The sequence below is a fragment of the Streptococcus sp. 2020WUSS089 genome (genome assembly GCF_044427405.1).
Classification (GTDB): Bacteria; Bacillota; Bacilli; order Lactobacillales; family Streptococcaceae; genus Streptococcus; species Streptococcus hashimotonensis.
Genome location: NZ_JAOTGD010000002.1, coordinates 256,425 through 279,680, shown reverse-complemented (window position 1 = coordinate 279,680; position 23,256 = coordinate 256,425). Strand labels below are relative to the sequence as shown.

At 44.0% G+C, this 23,256-nt stretch carries 14 protein-coding genes; 11 read left to right on the top strand and 3 right to left on the bottom strand.

Features of this window, described 5'->3' with window-relative positions:
- The 4 genes from ODU46_RS03680 to tpx form a co-directional block, all read left to right on the top strand.
- Positions 1 to 2,766 (top strand): Rib/alpha-like domain-containing protein (locus tag ODU46_RS03680; RefSeq protein ID WP_398579247.1); only part of this gene is annotated, 2,766 nt, incomplete at its 5' end.
- A gap of 354 nt (positions 2,767 to 3,120) precedes the next feature.
- Positions 3,121 to 6,888: a hypothetical protein gene (locus ODU46_RS03675; RefSeq protein ID WP_398579246.1), complete on the top strand. Its 3,768-nt coding sequence runs from the start codon at positions 3,121 to 3,123 to the stop codon at positions 6,886 to 6,888.
- A 461-nt stretch (positions 6,889 to 7,349) separates the two neighbouring features.
- Positions 7,350 to 9,800, top strand: coding sequence for a heavy metal translocating P-type ATPase (locus ODU46_RS03670; protein ID WP_398579245.1), 2,451 nt, complete (start codon positions 7,350 to 7,352; stop codon positions 9,798 to 9,800).
- Positions 9,801 to 9,879: 79 nt separating this feature from the next.
- Positions 9,880 to 10,365 carry a thiol peroxidase gene (gene tpx, locus ODU46_RS03665; RefSeq protein WP_398579244.1) on the top strand — a complete coding sequence of 162 codons (486 nt, stop codon included), beginning with the start codon at positions 9,880 to 9,882 and terminating at the stop codon, positions 10,363 to 10,365.
- 67 nt (positions 10,366 to 10,432) lie between these two features.
- On the opposite strand, the gene ODU46_RS03660 is transcribed toward tpx, so the two are convergent.
- From ODU46_RS03660 to ODU46_RS03650, 3 genes are read right to left on the bottom strand one after another with little or no spacing between them, the layout of a single operon-like run.
- A complete protein-coding gene (locus ODU46_RS03660) occupies positions 10,433 to 11,314 on the bottom strand; it encodes a hypothetical protein (protein ID WP_398579243.1) in 882 nt (293 codons plus the stop codon).
- Between the two features lie 12 nt (positions 11,315 to 11,326).
- Entirely contained in the window at positions 11,327 to 12,187 is an 861-nt protein-coding gene (locus tag ODU46_RS03655; protein ID WP_222812445.1) for an ABC transporter ATP-binding protein, read from the bottom strand.
- 2 nt (positions 12,188 to 12,189) lie between these two features.
- Positions 12,190 to 13,407, bottom strand: coding sequence for a hypothetical protein (locus ODU46_RS03650; protein ID WP_398579242.1), 1,218 nt, complete (start codon positions 13,405 to 13,407; stop codon positions 12,190 to 12,192).
- A 163-nt stretch (positions 13,408 to 13,570) separates the two neighbouring features.
- Here ODU46_RS03650 and ODU46_RS03645 point away from each other — a divergent pair, with 163 nt between their 5' ends.
- From ODU46_RS03645 to ODU46_RS03615, 7 genes are all read left to right on the top strand, one after another.
- A complete protein-coding gene (locus tag ODU46_RS03645; protein ID WP_398579241.1) occupies positions 13,571 to 13,906 on the top strand; it encodes a helicase BlpT in 336 nt (111 codons plus the stop codon).
- 90 nt (positions 13,907 to 13,996) lie between these two features.
- Positions 13,997 to 14,698: an ABC transporter ATP-binding protein gene (locus ODU46_RS03640; RefSeq protein WP_253215912.1), complete on the top strand. Its 702-nt coding sequence runs from the start codon at positions 13,997 to 13,999 to the stop codon at positions 14,696 to 14,698.
- An 11-nt stretch (positions 14,699 to 14,709) separates the two neighbouring features.
- Positions 14,710 to 18,075, top strand: a complete 3,366-nt coding sequence (locus ODU46_RS03635; RefSeq protein WP_398579240.1) for an FtsX-like permease family protein — start codon at positions 14,710 to 14,712, stop codon at positions 18,073 to 18,075.
- Positions 18,076 to 18,405: 330 nt separating this feature from the next.
- Positions 18,406 to 19,368, top strand: coding sequence for a hypothetical protein (locus ODU46_RS03630; RefSeq protein ID WP_398579239.1), 963 nt, complete (start codon positions 18,406 to 18,408; stop codon positions 19,366 to 19,368).
- 99 nt (positions 19,369 to 19,467) lie between these two features.
- On the top strand, positions 19,468 to 19,713 hold the full coding sequence (locus ODU46_RS03625) for a hypothetical protein (RefSeq protein WP_398579238.1): 246 nt from the start codon (positions 19,468 to 19,470) through the stop codon (positions 19,711 to 19,713).
- 75 nt (positions 19,714 to 19,788) lie between these two features.
- Positions 19,789 to 22,425, top strand: a complete 2,637-nt coding sequence (gene polA / locus ODU46_RS03620) for a DNA polymerase I (RefSeq protein ID WP_222812441.1) — start codon at positions 19,789 to 19,791, stop codon at positions 22,423 to 22,425.
- A 12-nt stretch (positions 22,426 to 22,437) separates the two neighbouring features.
- Positions 22,438 to 23,193 (top strand): hypothetical protein, encoded by a 756-nt coding sequence (locus ODU46_RS03615; protein ID WP_044677002.1) that lies wholly within the window; start codon positions 22,438 to 22,440, stop codon positions 23,191 to 23,193.
- Positions 23,194 to 23,256 lie beyond the last annotated feature (63 nt).

Here is a 23,256-nt window from a genome sequence, read left to right as displayed (position 1 = left end):
CCAGTAACGGTTAAAGTGACTGAGCCAGCTAAGGAAGACAGTGTGCCACCAACAATTAACCCAGTTAATCCAGGTGATACGACAATCGGAGGCGAAGGTACCCCAGGTGGTACAGTAACCGTAACCTTGCCAGATGGCAATACAGTAACTGTTCCAGTCAAACCAGATGGTACATGGACAGCCCCAATCACCCCAGCCAAACCAGGTGACACTTATACAGGCATTCAAACCGAACCAGGTAAGAATCCAAGTGATCCAACATCAGTAACTGTACCGAAGACTCAGGCAGACGACTTCACACCGAAAGGTCAAGACGTCCCAGCTAAAGTCGGCGACACACCGAAAGCTGAAGACGGTATCTCCAACAAAGGCGACCTCCCATCAGGTACAACCTACGAGTGGAAAGATAAGCCAGACACGACAACGCCAGGCGACAAACCAGCAACCATAGTCGTGACTTACCCAGACGGTTCTAAGGATGAAGTCCCAGTAACGGTTAAAGTGACTGAGCCAGCTAAGGAAGATAGCGTTCCACCGACAATCAATCCAGTCAACCCAGGTGATACGACAATCGGAGGCGAAGGCACCCCAGGTGGCACAGTAACCGTAACCTTGCCAGATGGTAATACCGTAACTGTTCCAGTCAATCCAGATGGTACATGGACAGCCCCAATCACCCCAGCTAAACCAGGTGATACTTATACAGGTACGCAAACAGAGCCAGGTAAGAATCCAAGTGACCCAACATCAGTAACTGTACCGAAGACCCAAGCAGACGACTTCACGCCGAAAGGTCAAGACGTGCCAGCTAAAGTCGGCGACACACCAAAAGCTGAAGACGGTATCTCTAACAAAGGCGACCTTCCATCAGGTACAACCTACGAGTGGAAAGATAAGCCAGACACAACAACGCCAGGTGACAAGCCAGCAACCGTAGTTGTGACTTATCCAGACGGCTCTAAGGATGAAGTTCCAGTAACGGTTAAAGTAACTCCGCAATCAGATGACTACACCCCAACTGGTCAAGACGTCTCAGCCAAAGTCGGCGACACACCGAAAGCTGAAGACGGCATCTCCAATAAAGGCGACCTTCCAGCTGGCACAACCTACGAGTGGAAAGATAAGCCAGACACGACAACGCCAGGTGACAAGCCAGCGACTGTAGTCGTGACTTACCCAGACGGCTCTAAGGATGAAGTCCCAGTAACGGTTAAAGTGACTGAGCCAGCTAAGGAAGACAGTGTGCCACCAACAATTAACCCAGTTAATCCAGGTGATACGACAATCGGAGGCGAAGGTACCCCAGGTGGTACAGTAACCGTAACCTTGCCAGACGGCAATACAGTAACTGTTCCAGTCAACCCAGATGGTACATGGACAGCCCCAATCACGCCAGCTAAACCAGGTGATACTTATACTGGTACGCAAACCGAACCAGGTAAGAACCCAAGTGACCCAACATCAGTAACTGTACCGAAGACTCAAGCAGATGACTTTACGCCGAAAGGTCAAGACGTGCCAGCTAAAGTAGGCGACACACCGAAAGCTGAAGACGGCATCTCCAATAAAGGTGACCTTCCATCAGGTACAACCTACGAGTGGAAAGATAAGCCAGACACAACGACGCCAGGCGACAAGCCAGCAACCGTAGTCGTGACTTACCCAGACGGCTCTAAGGATGAAGTCCCAGTAACAGTTAAAGTGACGGATCCTAACAAGGATACTGATGGCGACGGTGTTACTGATGAGGATGAGAAGAAAGATGGTACAGATCCATTAAATCCAGATACCGACGGCGACGGCGTCAACGATGGTGACGAGAAGAAAGATAGTACAGATCCATTAAATCCAGACACTGACGGCGATGGCGTTAAGGATGGAGATGAGAAGATCGACGGCACCGATCCTAAGAACCCAGATACCGATGGCGACGGCGTCAACGACGGTGACGAGAAGAAAGATGGTACAGATCCATTAAATCCAGACACTGACGGCGATGGCGTTAAGGATGGAGATGAGAAGATCGACGGCACTGATCCTAAGAACCCAGATACCGATGGCGACGGCGTTAAAGACGGTGATGAGAAGACCGACGGCACCGATCCTAAGAACCCAGATACCGACGGCGATGGCGTCAAAGACGGTGACGAGAAGAAAGACGGCACTGATCCTAAGAACCCAGACACCGACGGCGATGGCGTCAAAGATGGTGACGAGAAGACCGACGGCACTGATCCTAAGAATCCAGATACTGACGGCGATGGCGTTAAGGATGGAGATGAGAAGATCGACGGCACTGATCCTAAGAACCCAGACACCGACGGCGATGGCGTTAAGGATGGAGATGAGAAGACCGACGGCACCGATCCTAAGAACCCAGATACCGATGGAGACGGCGTTAAAGACGGTGACGAGAAGAAAGGCGGAACTGATCCATTAAATCCAGACACCGACGGTGGTGGCGTGAACGATGGTGACGAGAAGAAAAATGGTACTAACCCACTTGACCCATCAGACGACAAGAAAACCCCAGAAGATCCTAAGAAGGATACTGATGGCGGTGCGAAAGATAGTGGAACAAATTCAAATTCTTCCGTTAAAACTCCAACTTCTGGTGCGACTAAGCTTGGTCAACCATCTTCAGTAGGAACAAATAAACAGTTGCCAAATACAGGCGATGCCTCTAATCAAGAAATTGCTTTTGTTGTAGCAGCTCTCTTAGGCGGCACAGCTCTCGCTATGAGAAAACGTAAAGAAGAGGAATAGTGGCTGGTTAGTTTACTTAACTCCTGTTGACTCATTCGTATTTTATTGGGCTATTCAACCCCACTAAGTTTTACTGAATTCTCTTGATACCTCATCCCCCCAGACAATGTTATCAAGATCTAATCATTACTTATATGAATAAATTCTTTCCAAAATACCAATTCTGCTTGCAGAAACATACTAATATTTCTAATGACGAAGGTGAAGCTTTTTATTGAGTAGCCCAAGTGTTTAATAGATAGTGGAGTGGAGAAGGGGTCCTATAGTGGGAGGGATTCTCTTCCTCTGCTCCATTTTTGTTACGTAAAATAAAACCGATTGAATAGAAAACTAAAAGTGAGAAAGGAGACTTATGTGACGTATTCTCAACAAATGGTGACTGTAAGCGTCATGGATATAGATCGCCATGTAGAAGTAGCTAAGAAAACTATTGAAAGCCCGCAAGATTATGATAATGCTAAAGAGTTAGCTATTTGGCTAAATAAGGGATATACAGTTGAAAACATCACAACAGAGGAAGTCGATTCAGAAGTTTTTATTACTCTGTATTTGAAAGAAAGAGTGGTATTAGTACTACCGTCTGAGCCTAAAGTTCCAGGAACAGCAGTTGACGGAAAAGGAAAATTAACATGGCCAGAGGGTGTCGCTGAGGCAGACTTGGTCAATGTTTTTGAACGGATACTCTCTTTTACCTACGAAGATGGTCGTCAGGCTCTCCCTCCTGTTGTTCAACAGATAGTCTTATCACGAACAGCCATGTTTAATTTTGTGACGGAAGAATTGACCTATCTACCTTGGAGGTCTTCTACAGGTAATAAATCTTTTCCTCTGTATTCTGTGCAAGAGCTTCCTGGCTTTACTCCATCAGAACGAGAAATTCCTGCTATTGAGGTTCTTTCCTTGCCTACAAACCAAGTTTCGACGACTATTGTCTATAGACGTAGTACCAGAGAAATTCCTATTCAAGTAGTAGATGAAGAAACTGGGGCAATTCTTGCAGAGGATACTTTCAATGGAAAAACGGGTGATGTGATTCGTTATCCTGTTGCATCGCTTGTTCAGGGCCTTATTGCAAAGGGTTATGAAGTGGTTCGTAATGACTTGGAATCTTCTCAATATATTCATGCAGAAGGCAATGTTCCTATCGTTATCCAGATGAGGCCAGTAGTGATGGATATTGATGTGCCAACTACCTATCCAGCGGTAGGAGAACGTGTCTATCCGGAAATGGAAGATAGTATTGTATGGCCTTCAGAATTAGGAGAAGAAGAACTTCATCGGGAAGTCCAGCGAACCGTTCATTTCTACGATGAAGAGGGGGAAGTAATTCTAGAACCGATTTATCAGGTTGCACATTTTTATAGACGGGCTCAATGGAACTTGGTAACAGGTCATATCTATTATGGTCCGTGGGAAGGTGAGACAACGGTTTTTCCAGCCGTTGAAGCACCCAAAATCTCTGGTTATTTGGCTAAGCCACTCCATATTCCTGCATGGAATCATCTTTCGCCGATGAAACAAAATCGGATTGAGTCCATCACGTACTCTAAAATTATCCAAAAGATTCTCATTAAATTAGTCCTTGAGGAAGATGGCGTAGAACTAGATACTATTCAACTATTTGGAAAAGCTGGAGATCCAATTCACTATCGTCCAGATGAGAAAATCCAGCCATACTTGGCAGCTGGTTATGAGTTGGTCTCAAATGACTATCCAACAGACGGGATTTTTGGTGTTGATGATGGAGAAGAGAACACCTATCAGATTATTCTCCGTCCTCGCCTCCTCACGGTAATGCCAAATCAGCCGAAAAAAGCTGGAACGGTTGTTGATGAAAATAGTCCTACAGGGCCGTTTTGGCCAAAGGGTGTGACCGAAGAGGAGTTGAAGCGTACGGTTCACCGTCGGATTCGTTTTTTGTATGAAAATGGGGAAGAGGCTTTTCCTGATAGACTAGATATGGTAAGCTTCTCTCGGAGTGCGCAGGTAAACCTTGTCTCAGGTTTAATTACTTATCAACCATGGGATCATAATCACCTTACTTTCGAAGAGATTACGCCTCCTGAACATCCTCAATTTTATGCGGACCATCTCCGTGTTTCCTCTACGGAGGTCACTCCTTACAGCGCACATCAAGAAATAACAGTATATTATAGTGAACGAGAAACCGTATATACTCTTCGTATTTTTCGAGAATCTGATGGTGTATTACTGAGGGAAAGGAAATGTCATAATCCAGACACAGAAGAGATTACTCGTGTCTTCAATCAGATGTTACTACCTCTGACTGATGCAGGATACTGCCTTCCTAAGAAACATAAAAAAATAGAAATTCAGTACCAACAAATCGATACGGAATTAACGCTCTATGTTCACTCAGTCAAAGAAAAGGTAACGACAGAATCACCAAAAGAAGCTTTTTCGACTATAGAAGGTTATCCACGCCTATCTTGGCCAAGTGGTCTCGAGATGGAAGATTTAACTAAGACTGTAACACGTACCATCTATTTCCAATGTGTTGGTCATGCACCTTTTAAAGAGGAACGGCAAGTCATTCATTTCTCACGTCATGCCCTTGTTGAGATAGCGACGGGTGAAATTACCTACGGTCAATGGACTTGTTCCACCTCATCAGGATTTGATAAGATTCTTTCGCCAGTCTTGGATGATTTTGACATGGAGGTGGGATATGTACCGGCAAAACCATCCTCCCTTATCACAGAGAATGAGGTTGTCCATGTTTATTATCGACCAAAGGTTGGAAATATTCATATCGATTACCAATCTGAGCACGGCAGTTTAGGAAAAGAAGTGTTAACAGGTATGCTGGGAGAAGAAGTTTCCCACCAACTGCTAACATTTCCAGGGTATGAAATTCTGACTAGTGATTGTCCATCTATCCTATCGTTTAGCGAGCAAGAACTTCACTATACTGTTACCCTACGTTCGAAAGTGATGACTATCGATTATGAGCATCCGTTACCGGCTTATAGAATGATGGATTTGGATGGTTGTTCGACGATGGTTCCAGTAGGATTGGAATTACACGATTTAACTTATATCAATCAACGAGTTGTTCAATTTTTATCTGACACGGGTCAGACCTTATTCCCAGACATTGTTCAAGAAAGCAGAGTCAGCCGGACAGCGGAATTAAACCTTGCGACGCAGTCAGTCCGATATGGTGAGTGGGAAGTCGAGGCACCGTTCCCAGAAGTTAGGGTTCCAGATTTAGTTGGTTATGAAACTCAAAGGCAGTTAATACCAGAATATTCTGTTACTCCAACAGGTGAGAAGCTTGTTTTTAATGAAATCGTACGCTATTATTCTTGTCCATATCGATTCTATATTCGGATCATAGATGTCAGTACCTTGCAGGTTCTTGAAGAACTTCAGTTGGTGATTCGAACAGGTGAAGAGGCTCCGTATAATTTGGAGCAATTAGTTGACATCTATAAAGACGAGGGTTATGAGCTGTTGGAGACGAAGGTGGTCGGTGAAGAAGACTATTATCGTGATGTGGAGTTGTATCTTCAAGCACGGATAGTTGAAGTTCATCGCGAAATGATTGAAAATGACTATCAAGAACTCCCCTTGGACTTGGCTCAGTATTTACGTCGTATTCCACATTTGACTCCCCATCATCTTGAAAGAAAAATCAGGAGAACAATCTGTTATCTAAATGAAGAGAGAGAAGAAGTAGCTGATTCATATATTGGGGAAGTGCTTTTCGAAAGGGAAGCAGCAGTCAACTTAACTACAGGAGAGGTATCTTTTGGCGATTGGTATAGCCGTTATCCAATCTTTGATGCCATTGTGCCTCCATTAGTAATTGGGTATCAATCGAGTCAGGAATTTATTCCAAGTATTACATTGGAGAGTTCAGAAACTGCCGATATACTCGAAGAACTATATTATTTTTCAAGCGGTCCATCTACTGTCGTTGATGTTAGCCGTATGGACGAAAGAGATCCTTACATTGGTGAAGATAAGTCTTCGACCGATAGACATGCGACTCAGTCAGATGGAAAAGAAGTACCAGCAATTGCTACAAAAATTAAAAAGCAAAGTTTATGGGCACGTTTGAAAAAACTATTTCACCTGGGAGACACGACTGATTGATATGTCTTAGATAGGTATAGCGAATGTAGTCGATTCGATAAAGATGTATTAAAAGTACATTGCTTGTTTTATTTATTAAATTTGCTTCTATGATTTCCATGGTAAACTGCCACTATGGTCTTGTAGAGTCAAATCAGACTAGTAAGAAATAGGTTGGGGTCTCTCCAATCTATTTTTTATACTTAATGAAAATCAAAAACAGATTAGCTCCAAAGGTTTGGGGAACCTTTGGAGGTTAGAGATAGAGCGAACGTAGTTCGTTTCTACTTACGCAGATAGAACCCTGTTACTATTTTGTTTCAAGGTAACAGGCTGAAAGACTCCACTGGATCCTTTCACTCATCAAATCAAGTCAACAACGTCTGATTTTGATTTTTGAAGAGTATCAATCAAAAATGTTTACAAATGTAGTCGTATGTTGTATAATTTGTTTACAGATGTAGTCGGAAAAGGAGTAACCTATGAAACAAGCAAGCTATCCCATTCAAGGCATGACCTGCGCCTCTTGTGCTCTGACGGTTGAAAAAGCTGTTGGTAAACTAGCAGGAGTAGAAGAGGCCAGTGTTAACCTGGCGACTGAAAAATTGAGTGTTAACTACGATGAAAAGCTTTTGGGACTAGAGGATATTTGTCAGGCAGTTGAAAAGGCGGGATACCAGTTAGTCGATAACTTGGTGACCGAGTCTTATGACATTTCAGGCATGACCTGTGCTTCCTGTGCTATGACGGTTGAAAAAGCTCTGGGCAAACTAGAGGGTGTAGAAGAAGTCTCTGTAAATCTGGCAACAGAAAAGGCAACCATCCGTTATAGCCGTGATAGGCAAAATCCAGCCAGTCTTGAAAAAACAGTTGAGCAAGCAGGTTATCAACTGTTCAGACCAGATCAAGTGGAAGAGACGGTGGATAAGGGACCAAGCAAGGAAGACGGTCTTTGGAAACGATTTGTCTGGTCAGCAGTCTTTACTCTTCCACTGCTCTATATTGCTATGGGGCCAATGTTGCCTTGGGGCGGTCTTCCATTACCAGCCTTGCTCCATCAACCGCTAGTCTATGCGGTCAGCCAAGTCATCTTGCTCATCCCTGTCCTCTATATCGGACGCAGTTTTTTCCAAAAAGGCTTTAAAACTCTCTTGCAAGGCCATCCCAATATGGATTCCTTGATTGCTGTTGGGACTGGAGCAGCCTTGGTTCAAGGTCTGTTGATGATTGCTTTTCTTCTGATGGGAAAAGAAGTAGCCATGCACGGTCACCATCCAGAACTGTATTTTGAATCAGCCGCCGTTATCTTGACCTTGATTACCCTAGGAAAATATTTTGAAGCTAGAGCCAAAGGTCAGACTTCTGAGGCCATTAAGAAATTGATGGACCTTGCTCCCAAGACGGCCCAGGTCTTGCGAAATGGGCAGGAAATGCAAGTGCCGATTGAAGATGTGGTGGTCGGTGACCAGGTCATTGTTCGCCCAGGTCAGCAGATTCCTGTTGACGGTCAAGTTCTAGAAGGCCAGACACGTGTGGATGAGTCTATGCTGACGGGTGAGAGCCTGCCAGTGAAGAAGGCTGAAGGCGACAGTGTTTTTGGCGGTACCCTTAACCAGCAAGGTGCCATTACCATGCAGGCTACCAAGGTTGGTCGTGATACGACTCTGGCTCAGATCATTCGCTTGGTAGAAGAGGCTCAAGGGTCTAAGGCCCCCATTGCCAAACTCGCTGACCAAGTATCTGCCGTCTTTGTGCCAGTTGTCATGGGCTTGGCATTCTTGTCTGGGCTGGCCTGGTACTTCTTGGGGCAAGAATCATGGATTTTTTCACTTAGTATTATCATCGCCGTCTTGGTTATCGCCTGCCCTTGTGCTCTGGGTCTAGCAACCCCTACGGCTATCATGGTAGGAACTGGAAAAGGGGCAGAAAACGGTCTTCTGTTCAAGTCTGGTCAAGCTATTGAAACCCTACAAGGTGTGAACACCATTGTCTTTGACAAGACTGGGACCATTACAGAGGGCAAGCCACAGGTGACAGACATTCATCTGGTGTCTGCTAAAAATCGTGAGCAAGTTCTCCAGCTGGCAGCAAGTAGCGAGCAATTTTCCGAGCATCCCTTGGCTCAGGCTCTCCTGCAAGCAGCTCAGACAGAAAAGATTACTCTCTTGCCCGCCACCGATTTTCAGGCACTTTCTGGTCGTGGTCTTTCGGTGACAATAGCAGAGCAGACCATCTATCTGGGAAATGAACGGTTAATGCAAGAACAGGGAATTGATGTTTCCCAAGGACCTGCAGTTGCGGAGGCATTTGCCCATCAAGCCAAGACGCCTGTTTTCCTAGCCACCCAGCAAGAATTACTAGCAGTCATTGCCATTGCTGATAAAGTAAAAGAGACCAGCCGTCAGGCTGTCCAGGCTCTGCAAGCTATGGGATTAGAAGTGGTCATGCTGACAGGGGACAATGAAAAAACTGCCCAGGCCATTGCCAAGGAAGTCGGCATTGAGCAGGTGGTCAGTCAGGTCCTACCAGATGATAAGGCCAACCAAGTCAAGCTCTTACAAGAACAGGGCAAGACAGTCGCCATGGTAGGGGATGGTATCAACGATGCCCCAGCCCTAGCTCAAGCCCATGTGGGTCTAGCTATTGGTTCAGGGACTGATATTGCCATTGAGTCTGCCGACATTGTTCTCATGCATAGTGACATTTTGGATGTGGTCAAGGCTGTTAAACTCAGCCAGGCAACCATGCGGACTATCAAACAAAATCTCTTCTGGGCCTTTGCTTACAATGTGATTGGCATTCCAATCGCCATGGGTCTCTTACATGTATTTAGTGGTCCTCTGCTCAGTCCTATGTTTGCAGGTGCAGCCATGGCCCTCAGCTCAGTGTCAGTCGTCTTGAACGCTCTGCGATTGAAAACCTACAAACTATAATGAAAATACTAGTCAAAAAACTGGTATTTTTCGTCATAAACGCTTACAATAGATATATTAAGTGCAAGGGAGATGTTTTATGACAACCTTTATTGGAAAACCAGTGACCTTGGTAGGTCCACGATTGCAAGTGGGAGATGTAGCTCCTGATTTTGTGCTCATGGCTAATGACTTGAGCCTGAAAAGTTTGAAGGACTTTGGCAAGCAGACTAAGGTCATCAGTGTGGTGCCTTCTATTGACACAGGGATTTGCGATACCCAGACTCGTCGCTTCAATCAGGAACTGGCTGACCGTGACAATACGGTTGTCGTGACGATTTCAGCAGACCTGCCTTTTGCCCAAAAACGCTGGTGTGGGGCTGCTGGTTTGGAGGATGCCATCACCCTGTCTGATTACTATGACCATGCCTTTGGTAAATCCTACGGTGTACTTATGCGAGAGTGGAATTTGCTGGCGCGTGCGGTCTTTGTCCTCAATGCCGACAACCAAATCACCTATGTAGAATACCTGGACAATGTCAACGAACATCCAGACTATGAAGCGGCTTTGGAGGCTGTTAAATAAAAGAATATTACGGTGTCTGAACAGGCATCGTTTTTTGATGGCAAAAAGCCACCTTGCTCGGTGTGGCTTATTTTCGCTTATATCTCTGTAGGAATTTAGCAGTTGCTAATCGGATAAAGGCTAGATAGAAAACTGTCACACCAGCCATTTCCAGCAAGAGTTTCTGCAACTGCTTCCCTACTGTTATGGTAGACTGAGGATTCGCGCCAATCAGAATGGGATATTGTTCTTGGAAGGTAAATCGGAACTGATGTGCCAATAGAAGTAGCATGAACAGGATGAGAGCATAGATAGCAACTTGGAGGAGAAGAGCAAGTAAGGTCAGGCTAGTGGCATATTGACCAGGGGATAGTCCGTTGATAAAGAGGAGACCACGATGTTTGGAAAGGTCAGTCATCAGAAGCCAGACTAAGAGACAGCAGATGACGAGAGGAATCATATAGTTACTAGCTGGAAGAAATTGTAACAAGGTCAGATAAAAATCCTTGGGAGCAGTAGGGTAGTGAAAGGTCAGAGTTTGCTCTAGAACTTTTTTATAGACTGTGATACGTTCTGCCAGTTCGCTGCTCGTAAAATGATTGATTCTATTTCCCTTTGCCTCCCAGTTTTGCAAGGTCTGATAGAGTTCTAACTCAGTTTCCAAGACCTCCTGACTTTTGCCTTGGATATGTTCCTTTTCTAAGTAGGTGGTCGCCAGTTCCAAGAGTTTTTTATAATAATCCATGCTTTCCTGGTCTAAGGCTTGGGCTTCCTTATCGTCAGCATACAAGACAATTTCAGCTTCTTTTTTGACTTGTATGATGCGGGTTCGATCCTCAAATCGCAGGTTTTCGGCCTCTAGAATATTCCGATAGGACAGAGCAAGTGGGATAAGAGCCACAGCAGTTATGAGGGCTAGAAAAATAGCATTACGTTTCAGTCGTAGAATGAAAAGGGACAATAGATTCATGGTCAAGCCTCCCTATTCAAATAGTTCTTTATAGATTTCTTCGGACTGGTGCTCCTGAATGCTAATATCCAAAATTTCCACCTGACAAGACATGAGCTGGTCTAGGTAGAAATGCAGACTGTGAATACTCGTGTCTACCTGAATGCTATCATTGGCCAAGGTCAGTCCCTTCACTTGCCCAAGTTTCTGATAAACTGTCTGATTGTCACTAGTCTGAACGGCATATTGTCGCCCAACCTGTTCCAGTTTCCACTCAATGATTTTTCCCTGTTTAAGAAAGAGCAACTGGTCGGTTAGCTGGTCCACCTCGTTTAATTGGTGGGAAGACACGATAATGGTTGAACCATTTTTGGCTAGTTTCTGGAGCAATTTTCTGGTCTGGATGTAGCTGGTTGGGTCCAAGCCGTTCAAGGGTTCATCCAAGAGCATGACCTGGGGCTTGTTCATAATACCGATAGCCAGCAGGAGATGTTGCTTCATTCCCAGGGAATAATTTTTGACAGGGATCTTCACATAATCACGGATACCGATTTCTTCAATGACTTCCTCAATCCGCTCTTTGGGTAAACCCTGTATAGTTTGGACCAATCGCAAATGTTCCAGCCCAGTCAATTCAGGGTAGAGAACACGGTTGTCCTGTAGGTAGGAAAAGGTTTGGTAGACAGTTGGATTATCGTGCTTTTTGCCATTTATTGAAATCTCTCCCGAATCAAAGGTTTGCAGGTTGGCTATGCAGTCTAGGAGGGTAGTCTTTCCAGAACCGTTTGGCCCAATCAAGGCCCAGATTCCAGGCTCCACCAGTTCTAGGTTTAGCTGGTCTAGTATGTTCTTTTTCCCGTAGGATTTGCACAAATTGTGTATGGATAATCGCATGGTTAGACCTCACTTTTTCTTGTCAGGAGATAGAATTGCAGGCAATAGATGAGCAGGTTACTGATGAGAAGAACCGTAAAGACTTTTGGAATACTGTATCCTGTTAATTGCTGGTAGATGATAGCACTTCCGTCCGCCAGATTGCCTGCCTTCCATAGGCTAAATGGATTGAAGATATGGGGATAGAAGTTGGCAGAGATGAAAAGTCCTAGTGTGACAACCAGTCCAGCCAGTCCATTTTTTAAAACTCTAGCCAAGGTCTGTGCCACTCCCAGCAAAAATAGCAGGTAGAGATAGTGCATGCCACAGGCCAGTAAGATGACTTGGTAAATAGGTTTGATAGCTGTTTGGATCAGGCTGAAATCAATTCCCTTACTGCTATAGGTGGTGACGGGATAGATCCAGCTACTATTGCCATTTAGCAAAAAAGCGATGAGAAAATGGCTCAGATAGAGAGTGAGAAATAGGGTGGTATATAGTGTCAGGTAGGCTAAGTATTTATTAGTAGTAATCCGAATCCTACTCAGACCTAGAGTTTGCAAAAGTCGAATCTGCCGGCTAGTTCCCTGCTGGTCCTTAATGAAAAAATTGGTGAAAGTTAAGAGAAATAGGGGGAGAGAGATGATTAGCCCCAGCTGTTTTTGCCCTTGCCAGATTTCATGACTGGTTCCTTTTAAGGCCTGCTGGCCCCGGCTTTTGACGATTTCTCTGTCTGTTGGTGTTTTGGGATTTTCAAAGGCTGTCAGGTAAAGCTCAGTTGGAAAGGCAGAGGGTATCTCCTTTTCTAACAGATATTTGGAAATCAAGAAGGTATTTTCGATGGTTTGTGGGGTAAATTCATAGCTTCGGTAGGAAAGGCTGACGTATTGGCCATCCTGCTGATAGTGCTGGATATTTTTCTCATAAAAATAGGTCCAGTCCTCCTTTTTGACCGCCTCAATCTCCTTCTGGTAGTTGGCAATATAGTCTGTAAAAAATGTTTGTTCAGCCTGGTAATCCTCTTCACTGAGAGTTTGATTCTGATACTGTGTTTCTAAATCTTGTATGATATTTTCAAAATTTCGGATAGACTGTTCATAGTGTTGGATGACCTTTAATTTGGCTTGCCGATTATGGTAGCCTGCTAGAAGGGAACTAGCTAGAATAGTCATCAGCATGACCAAGATAGCGACTAAGTTTTTCTTGCTACGGAAAAATAGCTTACCTTCAATTTGAAACATAGATACCTCCAAGGGAGAAATGGCGAACGGATAGATGTATAAATGTGTTACTCCCTATAATTATAATATCAACATAAATATAAATCAAGGGATTCTACAAAGGACTTGAATATCTTTGTCTAATTTGATATACTAAATTCAATAATTCAAAGGAGGGTCTTTTATGGAAAAGACACAGATTATTCAAGACGTTTTGGCCCTCATTCAAGACTTGAATCAGGCCTTTCAAGCAGATAAAGTCGGAACAGCTGATGAGCAACGGTTCCAACATAATTTGACAGAGACGACACGCATATTGTCGGAGGCCAGGACGGTCACCAATACAGAACTGATTGCGATTGAGAAATTCTACCGTTCGACTAGCTTTTTGGTTGGACTGGGTGATCTGCGATTGAGTGAGACTAGCAGGCAGGCTTGGAAGGCTTTTGATCGCTACTACTACCAGATCATCAGAGAAGAATTGAAACTCTATGGTGGCTCTGCTATTGCCCAAGTATAATAGATGATCAGAGAGGGTGAGAATCCCTCTTTTGTGCTATAATAAGTAGTAAGAATATAGTTGTTAGGAAGAGAAGAAGCGAGGTGTGCCATGTCCTACATCCAAGTAAAGAATTCGTCAAAATACTACCAAATGGGGGATGCGACCATTGTGGCAAATGACGGTGTGTCCTTTGAGATTGAAAAGGGGGAGCTGGTCATCATTCTTGGCTCATCGGGTGCGGGCAAATCCACTCTGCTCAATATTTTAGGTGGCATGGATAGCAATGACGAGGGGGAGGTTTGGATTGACGGTGTAGATATCGCCAAGCTGTCAAGTCATGAACTGACCAATTATCGTAGAGATGATGTAGGTTTTGTCTTTCAATTTTATAACTTAGTTGCCAATCTGACCGCCAAGGAAAATGTGGAGTTGGCAGCAGAAATCGTCAAGGATGCCTTGGATGCCGAGGAGGTCTTGGAACAGGTCGGACTCGGTCACCGTATCAATAATTTCCCCGCTCAGCTTTCAGGCGGCGAACAACAACGTGTGGCCATTGCCCGTGCCGTTGCAAAAAATCCTAAAATTCTCCTCTGTGATGAACCGACAGGTGCCCTGGATTATCAAACAGGTAAGCAGGTCTTGCAAATCCTACAAGATATGTCCCGCAAGCAGGGGGCGACGGTGATTATCGTTACCCACAATAGTTCCCTAGCCCCTATTGCAGACAGAGTGATTCGAATGCGGGATGCCCGTGTACACTCCGTTGAGTTACACGCAGAACCACAGGATATTGCAAGCCTAGAATATTAGTGGGTGAAACTATGAAAAAGAAAATCTACTGGAAGGATATGAGACAATCTCTGCTTTCTTCCAAGGGGCGTTTTTTGTCCATATTTAGCCTGATGATGCTAGGAGCTCTAGCTTTGACAGGTCTGAAAGTAACAGCTCCCAATATGGAAAAGACGGCCCAAGCCTATATCGCTGACCATAGGACAATGGATTTGGCAGTAATTTCAGGTCTGGGACTTAGTCAAGCTGACCTTGACGAATTAGAAACGATAGAAGGTGCTACTCTTGAAGCGGGCTACTTTAAAGATGTGGTTACTAATGAAGGACAGACTGCAATTCGGCTGTTTTCAGCTCCCAAGACCCTATCGACCTATAAGCTAGTAGAAGGGGAAATGCCCAGTCAAAAGGGGCAAATAGCCCTATCAGCTTCTTTAAAAAATCGTTATAAATTGGACGATACTGTTCAAGTGACGGAGTCTGATAAGGATGGAAAAATCTTGACACAGACAAGTTTTACTCTTGTGGGCTTTGTCGCATCAGCAGAAATTTGGGACAATGAAACCATGGGCATGGCTGCAAGTGGTGACGGGCAGTTAGGTGGCTATGGCCTTGTTAGTCAGGATACCTTCAAATCAGAAGTTTACACTATTGCCCGTATTCGCTATGATGATTTGGTTGATTTACCATATTACAGTCAGGCCTATCAAGACAGGTTGGACCAGCACCAAGAAGACTTAGAAAAGTTATTGGCTAACAATGATGAACAACGATTGGCAGCTATTCAGTCAGATGGACAGACAGATATTTCAAAAGGGGAAGAGGAAATTGCTCAGGCTCAATCCCAGCTTGAACAGGCCGAGTCAGAACTGGAAACAGGGGAGGAGCAATTAGCGACAGGTCGTAGAGAGTTTGCACGTGGTAGGGCTAAGGTTGTCCAAACGGAAGCTGAATTACGAGCTGCCCAAGCCCAACTATTAAAAAATAAGTTTGAATTGGAAGAAAGTAAAAAGGAATTGGATGGGCGTAAGGCTCAATTAGAACAGACTGCTTCGTTTCTAGACGGCTATCAGATGGAATTAGAAACGTCAGCCCAGCAGTTAGAAAAGGCCAAGCAAGAATTGGATTCCCAAAATGCCCAACTGAGTCAGACCGCATCTCAGATTTCCACAGGGAGAGCTAGTTGGTTTCAAGCTCAGCAAGAGTTAGACCTTGAAATTGCCAATCACTTGCAAGAAGGCCAAACCCTCTCAGACTATCCTGACTTGTTGGCTAGACAGGAAGGTTTGGATGTTGAGAAAAGCCGATTAGACCAAATGGAATCTGTACATGAGCAGGCCAACCAAGCCTATTTACAAGGTTATGATTACTATCAAACCAAACAAAATGAATACAATAGCAATCTAGCCCAGTACCAAACTTGGAATCAAGAATATCAGGCAGGTTTGGCCCGTTATCAAGCAGGTTTGAGTCAGTATGAACAAGGCATTGCAGCCTACAATAAAGGAGTAGAAGACTATGAATGGGGACTGAGTCAGTTAGAGTCTTCAAATCAACTGCTCCGTCAGGAAGAACTCCGTTTGGAGGAGGCTGATAAAGAGTTAAGTCAAGCTCAATCCCAATTTTCTGAAAAGAAAGCTTCGGCCGATCAAGAAATTAGCCAAGCTCAAACCGAGATTGCTCAGGCTAAATCCGACTTAAGTAAGCTGGAAAAAGCGCCTTATCAGGTCTATACTCGAACAAGCCTACCAGGGGGGGATGGCTATACTACCTATAGCAATGCGACTAGGTCTATTGCAGCAGTGGGCAATGTCTTCCCAGTTGTTCTCTACCTTGTTGCAGCTCTAGTGACCTTTACTACCATGGCCCGTTTTGTCGATGAAGAGCGAACCCAGTCAGGTCTCTTCAAGGCCCTTGGCTATACGAATAGACAGATTATGGCTAAGTTCATTCTCTATGGTTTGGCGGCAGGTCTGGCAGGAACAATAGTCGGCATAATAGCAGGGAATCTCCTCTTGTCTCCACTTATTTCCAACATTATTACGCAGACAACCGTGATTGGACCAGCTAAACTTTATTTTTATCCCCTTTGGACAGGTTTAGCCTTGCTCCTGTCTCTGGCTTCCTCGGTCCTGCCAGCTTACTTGGTGGCTCGTCGGGAACTGATAGAAAAACCTGCTCAGCTACTTTTACCTAAGCCACCGGTTACAGGCTCCAGCATTTGGCTTGAAAAATGGCCGGCTATCTGGTCTCGTCTAAGCTTTACCCATAAGGTGACAGCTCGCAATATCTTCCGCTACAAGCTTCGTATGCTTATGACCATCTTTGGAGTAGCAGGGACCGTCGCCCTTCTTTTTGGAGGACTGGGTATCCGTTCCTCTATTTCAGGAGTTGTCCAACGACAGTTTGGGGAGCTGATCCATTATGATATGTTGGTGGTGGAAAATAGCAGAGCTACTGAGGAAGAGTTGGATAAGTTAACACATTTTCTTCAGTCAGATCAGGTTCGCCAATCCTTGCCAGTGGCTTTTGAACAGCTCAATCAAACGATGGAAGAAAACGGTCAGAGAAAGAATCTATCGATTAGTCTCTACATTTCAGACCGTCGGGATTTTGGAAATCAAGTTAGTCTGGAAAGTTCGACAGGTCAGCCTATTAAACTGAGTGATAGGGGAATTGTTCTCACAGAAAAATTGGCGCAAATCTACGGAGTTTCAGTTGGTGATAAGTTATCACTGACCTTGGAAGATAAGGAAGTTTCAGTCAGGGTAGAGGCTGTGGCTGATATGTACGCAGGGCATTTTATCTATATGACAGATAGCTACTACGAACAAGTGACCGGCAAGCAGAAGACTGCTAATGCCTATCTGGTTCAGTTGAAAGACAGTCAGTTGGGGCATATTCAGACTCTTGCAAGTCAACTCTTAGCGATGCTAGCAGTTAGAAGTTTGGTTCAAAATACTTCTCTTATAGACATGCTTACCACGATTGCAGGCTCGCTTCAGACCATCATGACCATTCTAGTCATTCTATCCATCTTGCTTGGCTTGGTTATTCTTTACAACCTTACAATTATCAATATGTCTGAACGGATTCGTGAATTATCTACGATCAAGGTACTGGGCTTCCACAATAAAGAGGTGACCATGTACATCTATCGTGAAACCATTGCTCTTTCGCTGATTGGTATGTTGGTTGGACTGGTTGGCGGTATCTATCTCCACAAGCTCCTTCTTGCCATGATTGGTTCGGACAGTATCCGATTCAATCCATCTGTCGGACTAGAAGTCTATCTCATTCCTATCTTAGCCATTAGTGGAATTTTGGCTGCTCTTGGTTGGTACGTCAATCACCATCTGAGAAAGGTGGATATGCTGGAGGCCTTGAAGTCGGTTGATTAAAACAGTCTGGGAATAGACTGTTTTAACCCGAGCCTTGAAAAAGGAGAGCGAGGCACAGTCTGGGAATAGACTGTTTTAACCCGAGCCTTGAAATGGGAAAGCGAGGCACAGTCTGGGAATAGACTGTTTTAACCCGAGCCTTAAAATGGGAGAGCGAGGCACAGTCTGGGAATAGACTGTTTTAACCCGAGCCTTGAAAAAGGAGAGCGAGGTACAGTCTGGGTTTGGAAGGAATTTTAAAAAGAGAACGACAGTCTTGCGATTCAAAAATCCTAGTGTATCTAGGATTTTTCTGTAAACACAAGTCTATAAGTATGCTATAATCATCTCATGAAAAAAATAAGTGATTTAGGATTAACAGGTCGAAAATTAGTTGGAGAAGGTCTGATTTTAGTCTTCATCGGTATTGGATTTTTAATTGCTGGTTGGCAATTTCCAGGACTGATTCTTCGATTTGTTCACGCAGGTTTATTCTTTTTGGCTTTATATGAATTAAGCATGATATTTTTCAGAAAGAAGAAGTCGAGTGAAAGTGTGCTTGCCCTAGTGGGAAAAGCAGTGTTATTTGGTATTTTGGCAAGTATTGATTTGGCTATTCAAATTCCTCTCTATTTTGCAGCTATTTTTATAGGGATTTACCAGCTTTTTACGGCAGTCATTAATTTCATTACTTTCTATCTATATAGAAAAGATGGGGTGCAGCCACGGATTCGTTTTTTGATTGACGGAGTTTGGCTATCCCTGTTAGGCATCGCCTCTCTCTTTGTATCAGGCACACAGCTAGTTGTTCAAACAATTGTCATAGGTGGGTATCTGGTCTTGTACGGACTAACTAATCTGCGTGATGGTTTCTTGTTTGAAGAGGCTATTGAGCAACAAAATCTTAAGCGCCATGTCCGTTTGCCCCTACCATTATTTTTAGCAGCTTTGATTCCTCGCATGACCCTGCAAAAAGTCAATGATTACTTGGCGGATAATAAGGGACAAACGGCTCAATCTATCTATAACCGCCGCAAAGAAATTGCGGAGCTTCCAGCCTTAGAAGTCTTTGTACACGTTGGAGAAGAAGGGTTCGGAGCAGTTGGGCATGTTGATTTGAGTTACAAAGGGCAGGTCTACGGTTTTGGTTCATACGATGTCCTGTCGGAGCGTTTGGGTGGTGCAATTGGTGACGGAGTTTTGTTTAAAGCTGAACGTCAGGCCTACATTGATTTTTGTAACCAAGAAGGAATGACTATGTTGGGCTATCAATTAGCATTGAGTTCTGAGCAGGAAAAAGCAGTAGAAACGTGACTAGCTGAAATAGAAGGTTTACTGCTTCCATGGCAACCAAGTGCGGAAAAGGTCTCTAGAAGGTCAGACGGCCAGCCTATCGAAATGTATGCCTACCGCATGAAAGAGGCAATTGGGGCAGCACTTTTCAAATTTAAAAAATCAAAATTCAAAACCTACTTTGTCCTCTCAACCAACTGCGTCCTTTTGGCCGATTCAGTAATCGGTCAAGCAGGAACAGATGTCCTAGGCTTGCGCGGTTTCATTGCTCCAGGAACCTACCAATCTTACCTAGATCAAGAATATGAAAAACCACATAGTTTAGTAGTCGCAAAGAACATTTATTATCGAAAAGAGAAATCCTAGTCACTGACTGGGATTTTCTATTATTCCAGCCCTCCCTAGTCCACTAAAACATACGTTTCATGCTATAATAGAGACATGAAAAAAAATAAATTATTATTAATCGATGGCTCTTCGGTAGCCTTCCGTGCTTTCTTTGCACTTTATAATCAAATTGATCGTTTTAAGAGTCCGACAGGTCTTCACACCAATGCTATCTACGGCTTCAATCTCATGCTGGACCACATGATGAAGCGGATTGAACCGACCCATATTCTCGTGGCTTTTGATGCTGGAAAGACCACTTTCCGTACGGAGATGTATGCAGACTATAAGGCAGGTCGTGCCAAGACTCCAGACGAATTCCGTGAGCAGTTTCCTTTTATCCGTCAGATGTTGGATGCCATGGGAGTCAAGCATTACGAACTGGATCAGTATGAGGCAGATGACATTATCGGTACCTTGGACAAAATGGCAGAGCGGACAGACATTCCTTTCGATGTGACCATTGTTAGCGGTGATAAGGATTTGATCCAGCTGACTGATGAGAACACCGTAGTCGAAATTTCCAAGAAAGGGGTAGCCGAATTCGAAGAATTTACCCCAGCCTACCTCATGGAAAAAATGGGGATTACCCCTACTCAGTTTATCGACCTCAAGGCCCTCATGGGCGATAAGTCCGATAACATCCCTGGGGTGACCAAAATCGGTGAAAAAACCGGTCTAAAACTCCTGACAGAATTTGGTTCTTTGGATGGTATCTACGAAAACATTGACAGCATGAAGGCTTCTAAGATGAAAGAAAACCTGATTGCTGATAAGGAGAAGGCCTTCCTATCTCGTACACTTGCTACCATTGATACTCAGGCACCAATCGAAATTGGTCTGGATGACATTGTTTATCAAGGTCCTAAGCTGGATGAACTGGGACAATTTTATGATGACATGGGCTTCAAGCAATTAAGGGCTCAGTTAGGTACGACCAGCTCGCAAGAGGAAGCGGTACTCGATTTCCAAATCGTAACGGAAATCAGCTCCGCTATGCTCAAAAAAGACCAGTTTTTCTATTTTGAAATCTTGGGTGAAAATTATCACCGAGAGGATTTGGTTGGTTTAGCTTGGGGGGATAAGGAGAAAATCTATGTCGGAGGGCCTGAGCTACTTGATAGTCCAGTCTTGCGTGACTTTTTCGAAAACCAAACCATAAAAACCTATGACTTTAAGCGTGGAAAAGTTCTTCTTGACCGAAAAGAGATTACGCTACCTCCAGCTACTTTCGATAGCCGTCTAGCCAAATACTTGCTTTCCACCGTTGAGGACAACTCCCTAACAACCATTGCCAACCTCTATGGTCAGACCAGTCTTGTTCCAGATGAGGCAATTTATGGCAAGGGTGCTAAGTTAGACTTGCCAGAACGCGAGATCTTTTTCCCACACTTGGCACGTAAGGTTCAGGTTTTGATTGAGACAGAAGAGCCGATGCTGACCAAATTAGAAGAAAATCAGCAATTAGATCTTTTGTTTGACATGGAGTTGCCACTGGCAAATGTTTTAGCTAAGATGGAGATTGCTGGTATTAAAGTGGAAGCTGAGACTCTCAAAGCTATGCAATCTGAAAATGAAGTTTTGATTGACCAGTTGACCAAGGAAATCTATGAACTAGCTGGTCAGGAATTTAATATCAATTCGCCTAAGCAGCTTGGGACCATTCTCTTTGAAGATATGGGACTGCCGTTGGAATATACCAAGAAGACCAAGACAGGCTATTCAACAGCAGTGGATGTCTTAGAACGATTAGCGCCAATTGCACCAGTTGTTTCAAAAATCTTGGAATACCGTCAGATTACCAAGCTTCAATCAACTTATGTAGTCGGCTTGCAGGATGCCATTTTAGAAGATGGTAAGATTCATACCCGCTATGTACAGGATTTGACACAAACAGGTCGCCTATCTTCGACCGACCCTAACTTGCAAAATATTCCTGTTCGTCTAGAACAAGGGCGCTTGATTCGTAAGGCATTTGTGCCATCTCTTGAAAATAGTGTCCTTTTGGCATCGGACTATTCACAGATTGAATTGCGCGTCTTGGCTCATATTTCTCAGGACCAGCATTTGATTGAGGCCTTCCAGCAAGGTGCAGATATTCACACTTCGACAGCTATGCGGGTCTTCGGTATCGAAAAAGCTGAGGATGTGACACCAAATGACCGTCGGAATGCCAAGGCTGTAAACTTCGGTGTCGTCTATGGTATTTCAGATTTCGGTCTATCCAATAACTTGGGGATTACACGTAAGGAAGCTAAAGCCTATATCGATACCTATTTTGAACGCTTCCCAGGAATTAAGAATTACATGGAAACCATTGTTCGTGAGGCACGTGATAAGGGTTATGTAGAGACGATTTACAAACGCCGTCGTGAATTACCAGATATAAACTCTCGCAATTTCAATGTCCGTAATTTTGCGGAACGAACAGCCATCAACTCACCAATTCAAGGCTCGGCTGCAGATATTCTCAAAGTAGCCATGATTAATCTTGACAAGGCTTTGACTGAAGCAGGTCTTGCGACACGTATGTTATTGCAAGTACACGATGAGATTGTTTTGGAAGTCCCAGTGGCAGAGCTAGAAACGGTAAAAGCCATGGTAAAAGAGACCATGGAATCGGCGATTAGCCTGTCTGTACCATTGATTGCGGATGAAAATGAGGGACCGACATGGTATGAAGCTAAGTAAGAAAGGAAGAGTATGAAAAAGATAGTTCTTTGTATTGGTTTATGTAGTCTTCTGCTCGCAGGTTGCGGAAAAACATCGCAGAAGGCAGAGAAAACACCAGCTTCCTCAGGGGAAGAGTTTTCAACCACTTTACCGATTTTGCAAGAAAAGCAGGATACTACGAACGAACAGTTCAATGTTTTAGCAAATGCAGAGCTTGTAGCTGTTAATAGTACACCACCTGCTGACGAAACACAAAAAGGCCACAAGATTTATGCGGCCAATAATGGTGTTGCTGAAAAAGATGAAAATGGGAATATCAAGGAATATTTCCGTTATTATGATGTACCATCTACTTGGACAATTAATGCAGAAAATACTCAGGATGAGACAGTCGCTGCAGTCTATGATGTTAAAGAAGGTTCCAGCAATTACATGGTCCAACTCTATAATATCAATGCTTTTAATCAGTCTCCATTGGAAGACGGTCGCAATATGACGCCGGAGGAATTAGAAGCACGGATGGTTGAAACAAATCATTCTTTCAGTGAAAAGACGGTTGTCACAATCAATGGTCAGGAATGGCAGGTTGGGCGACAGTTATTAACAGATCAAAAATTAGCTCGTCTGACTTTTTATCGGATGGAATCGACAGCTGCTTATGATGACTCCGTGGTTGTGGGTTCAATCTATTATTCCTTAGATCCAGGAACCGATAAAGATCGGACCAACCTTAAAAAGGTTATCGGGCAAGTTAAGGATGTCGTGTACCAAATTGCTAAAAAATAATTAAGGTAGACAAGCTATAATCAGTAACGAGTTATAGTCTTTTAGTTTACTTTTAGTAGTAGG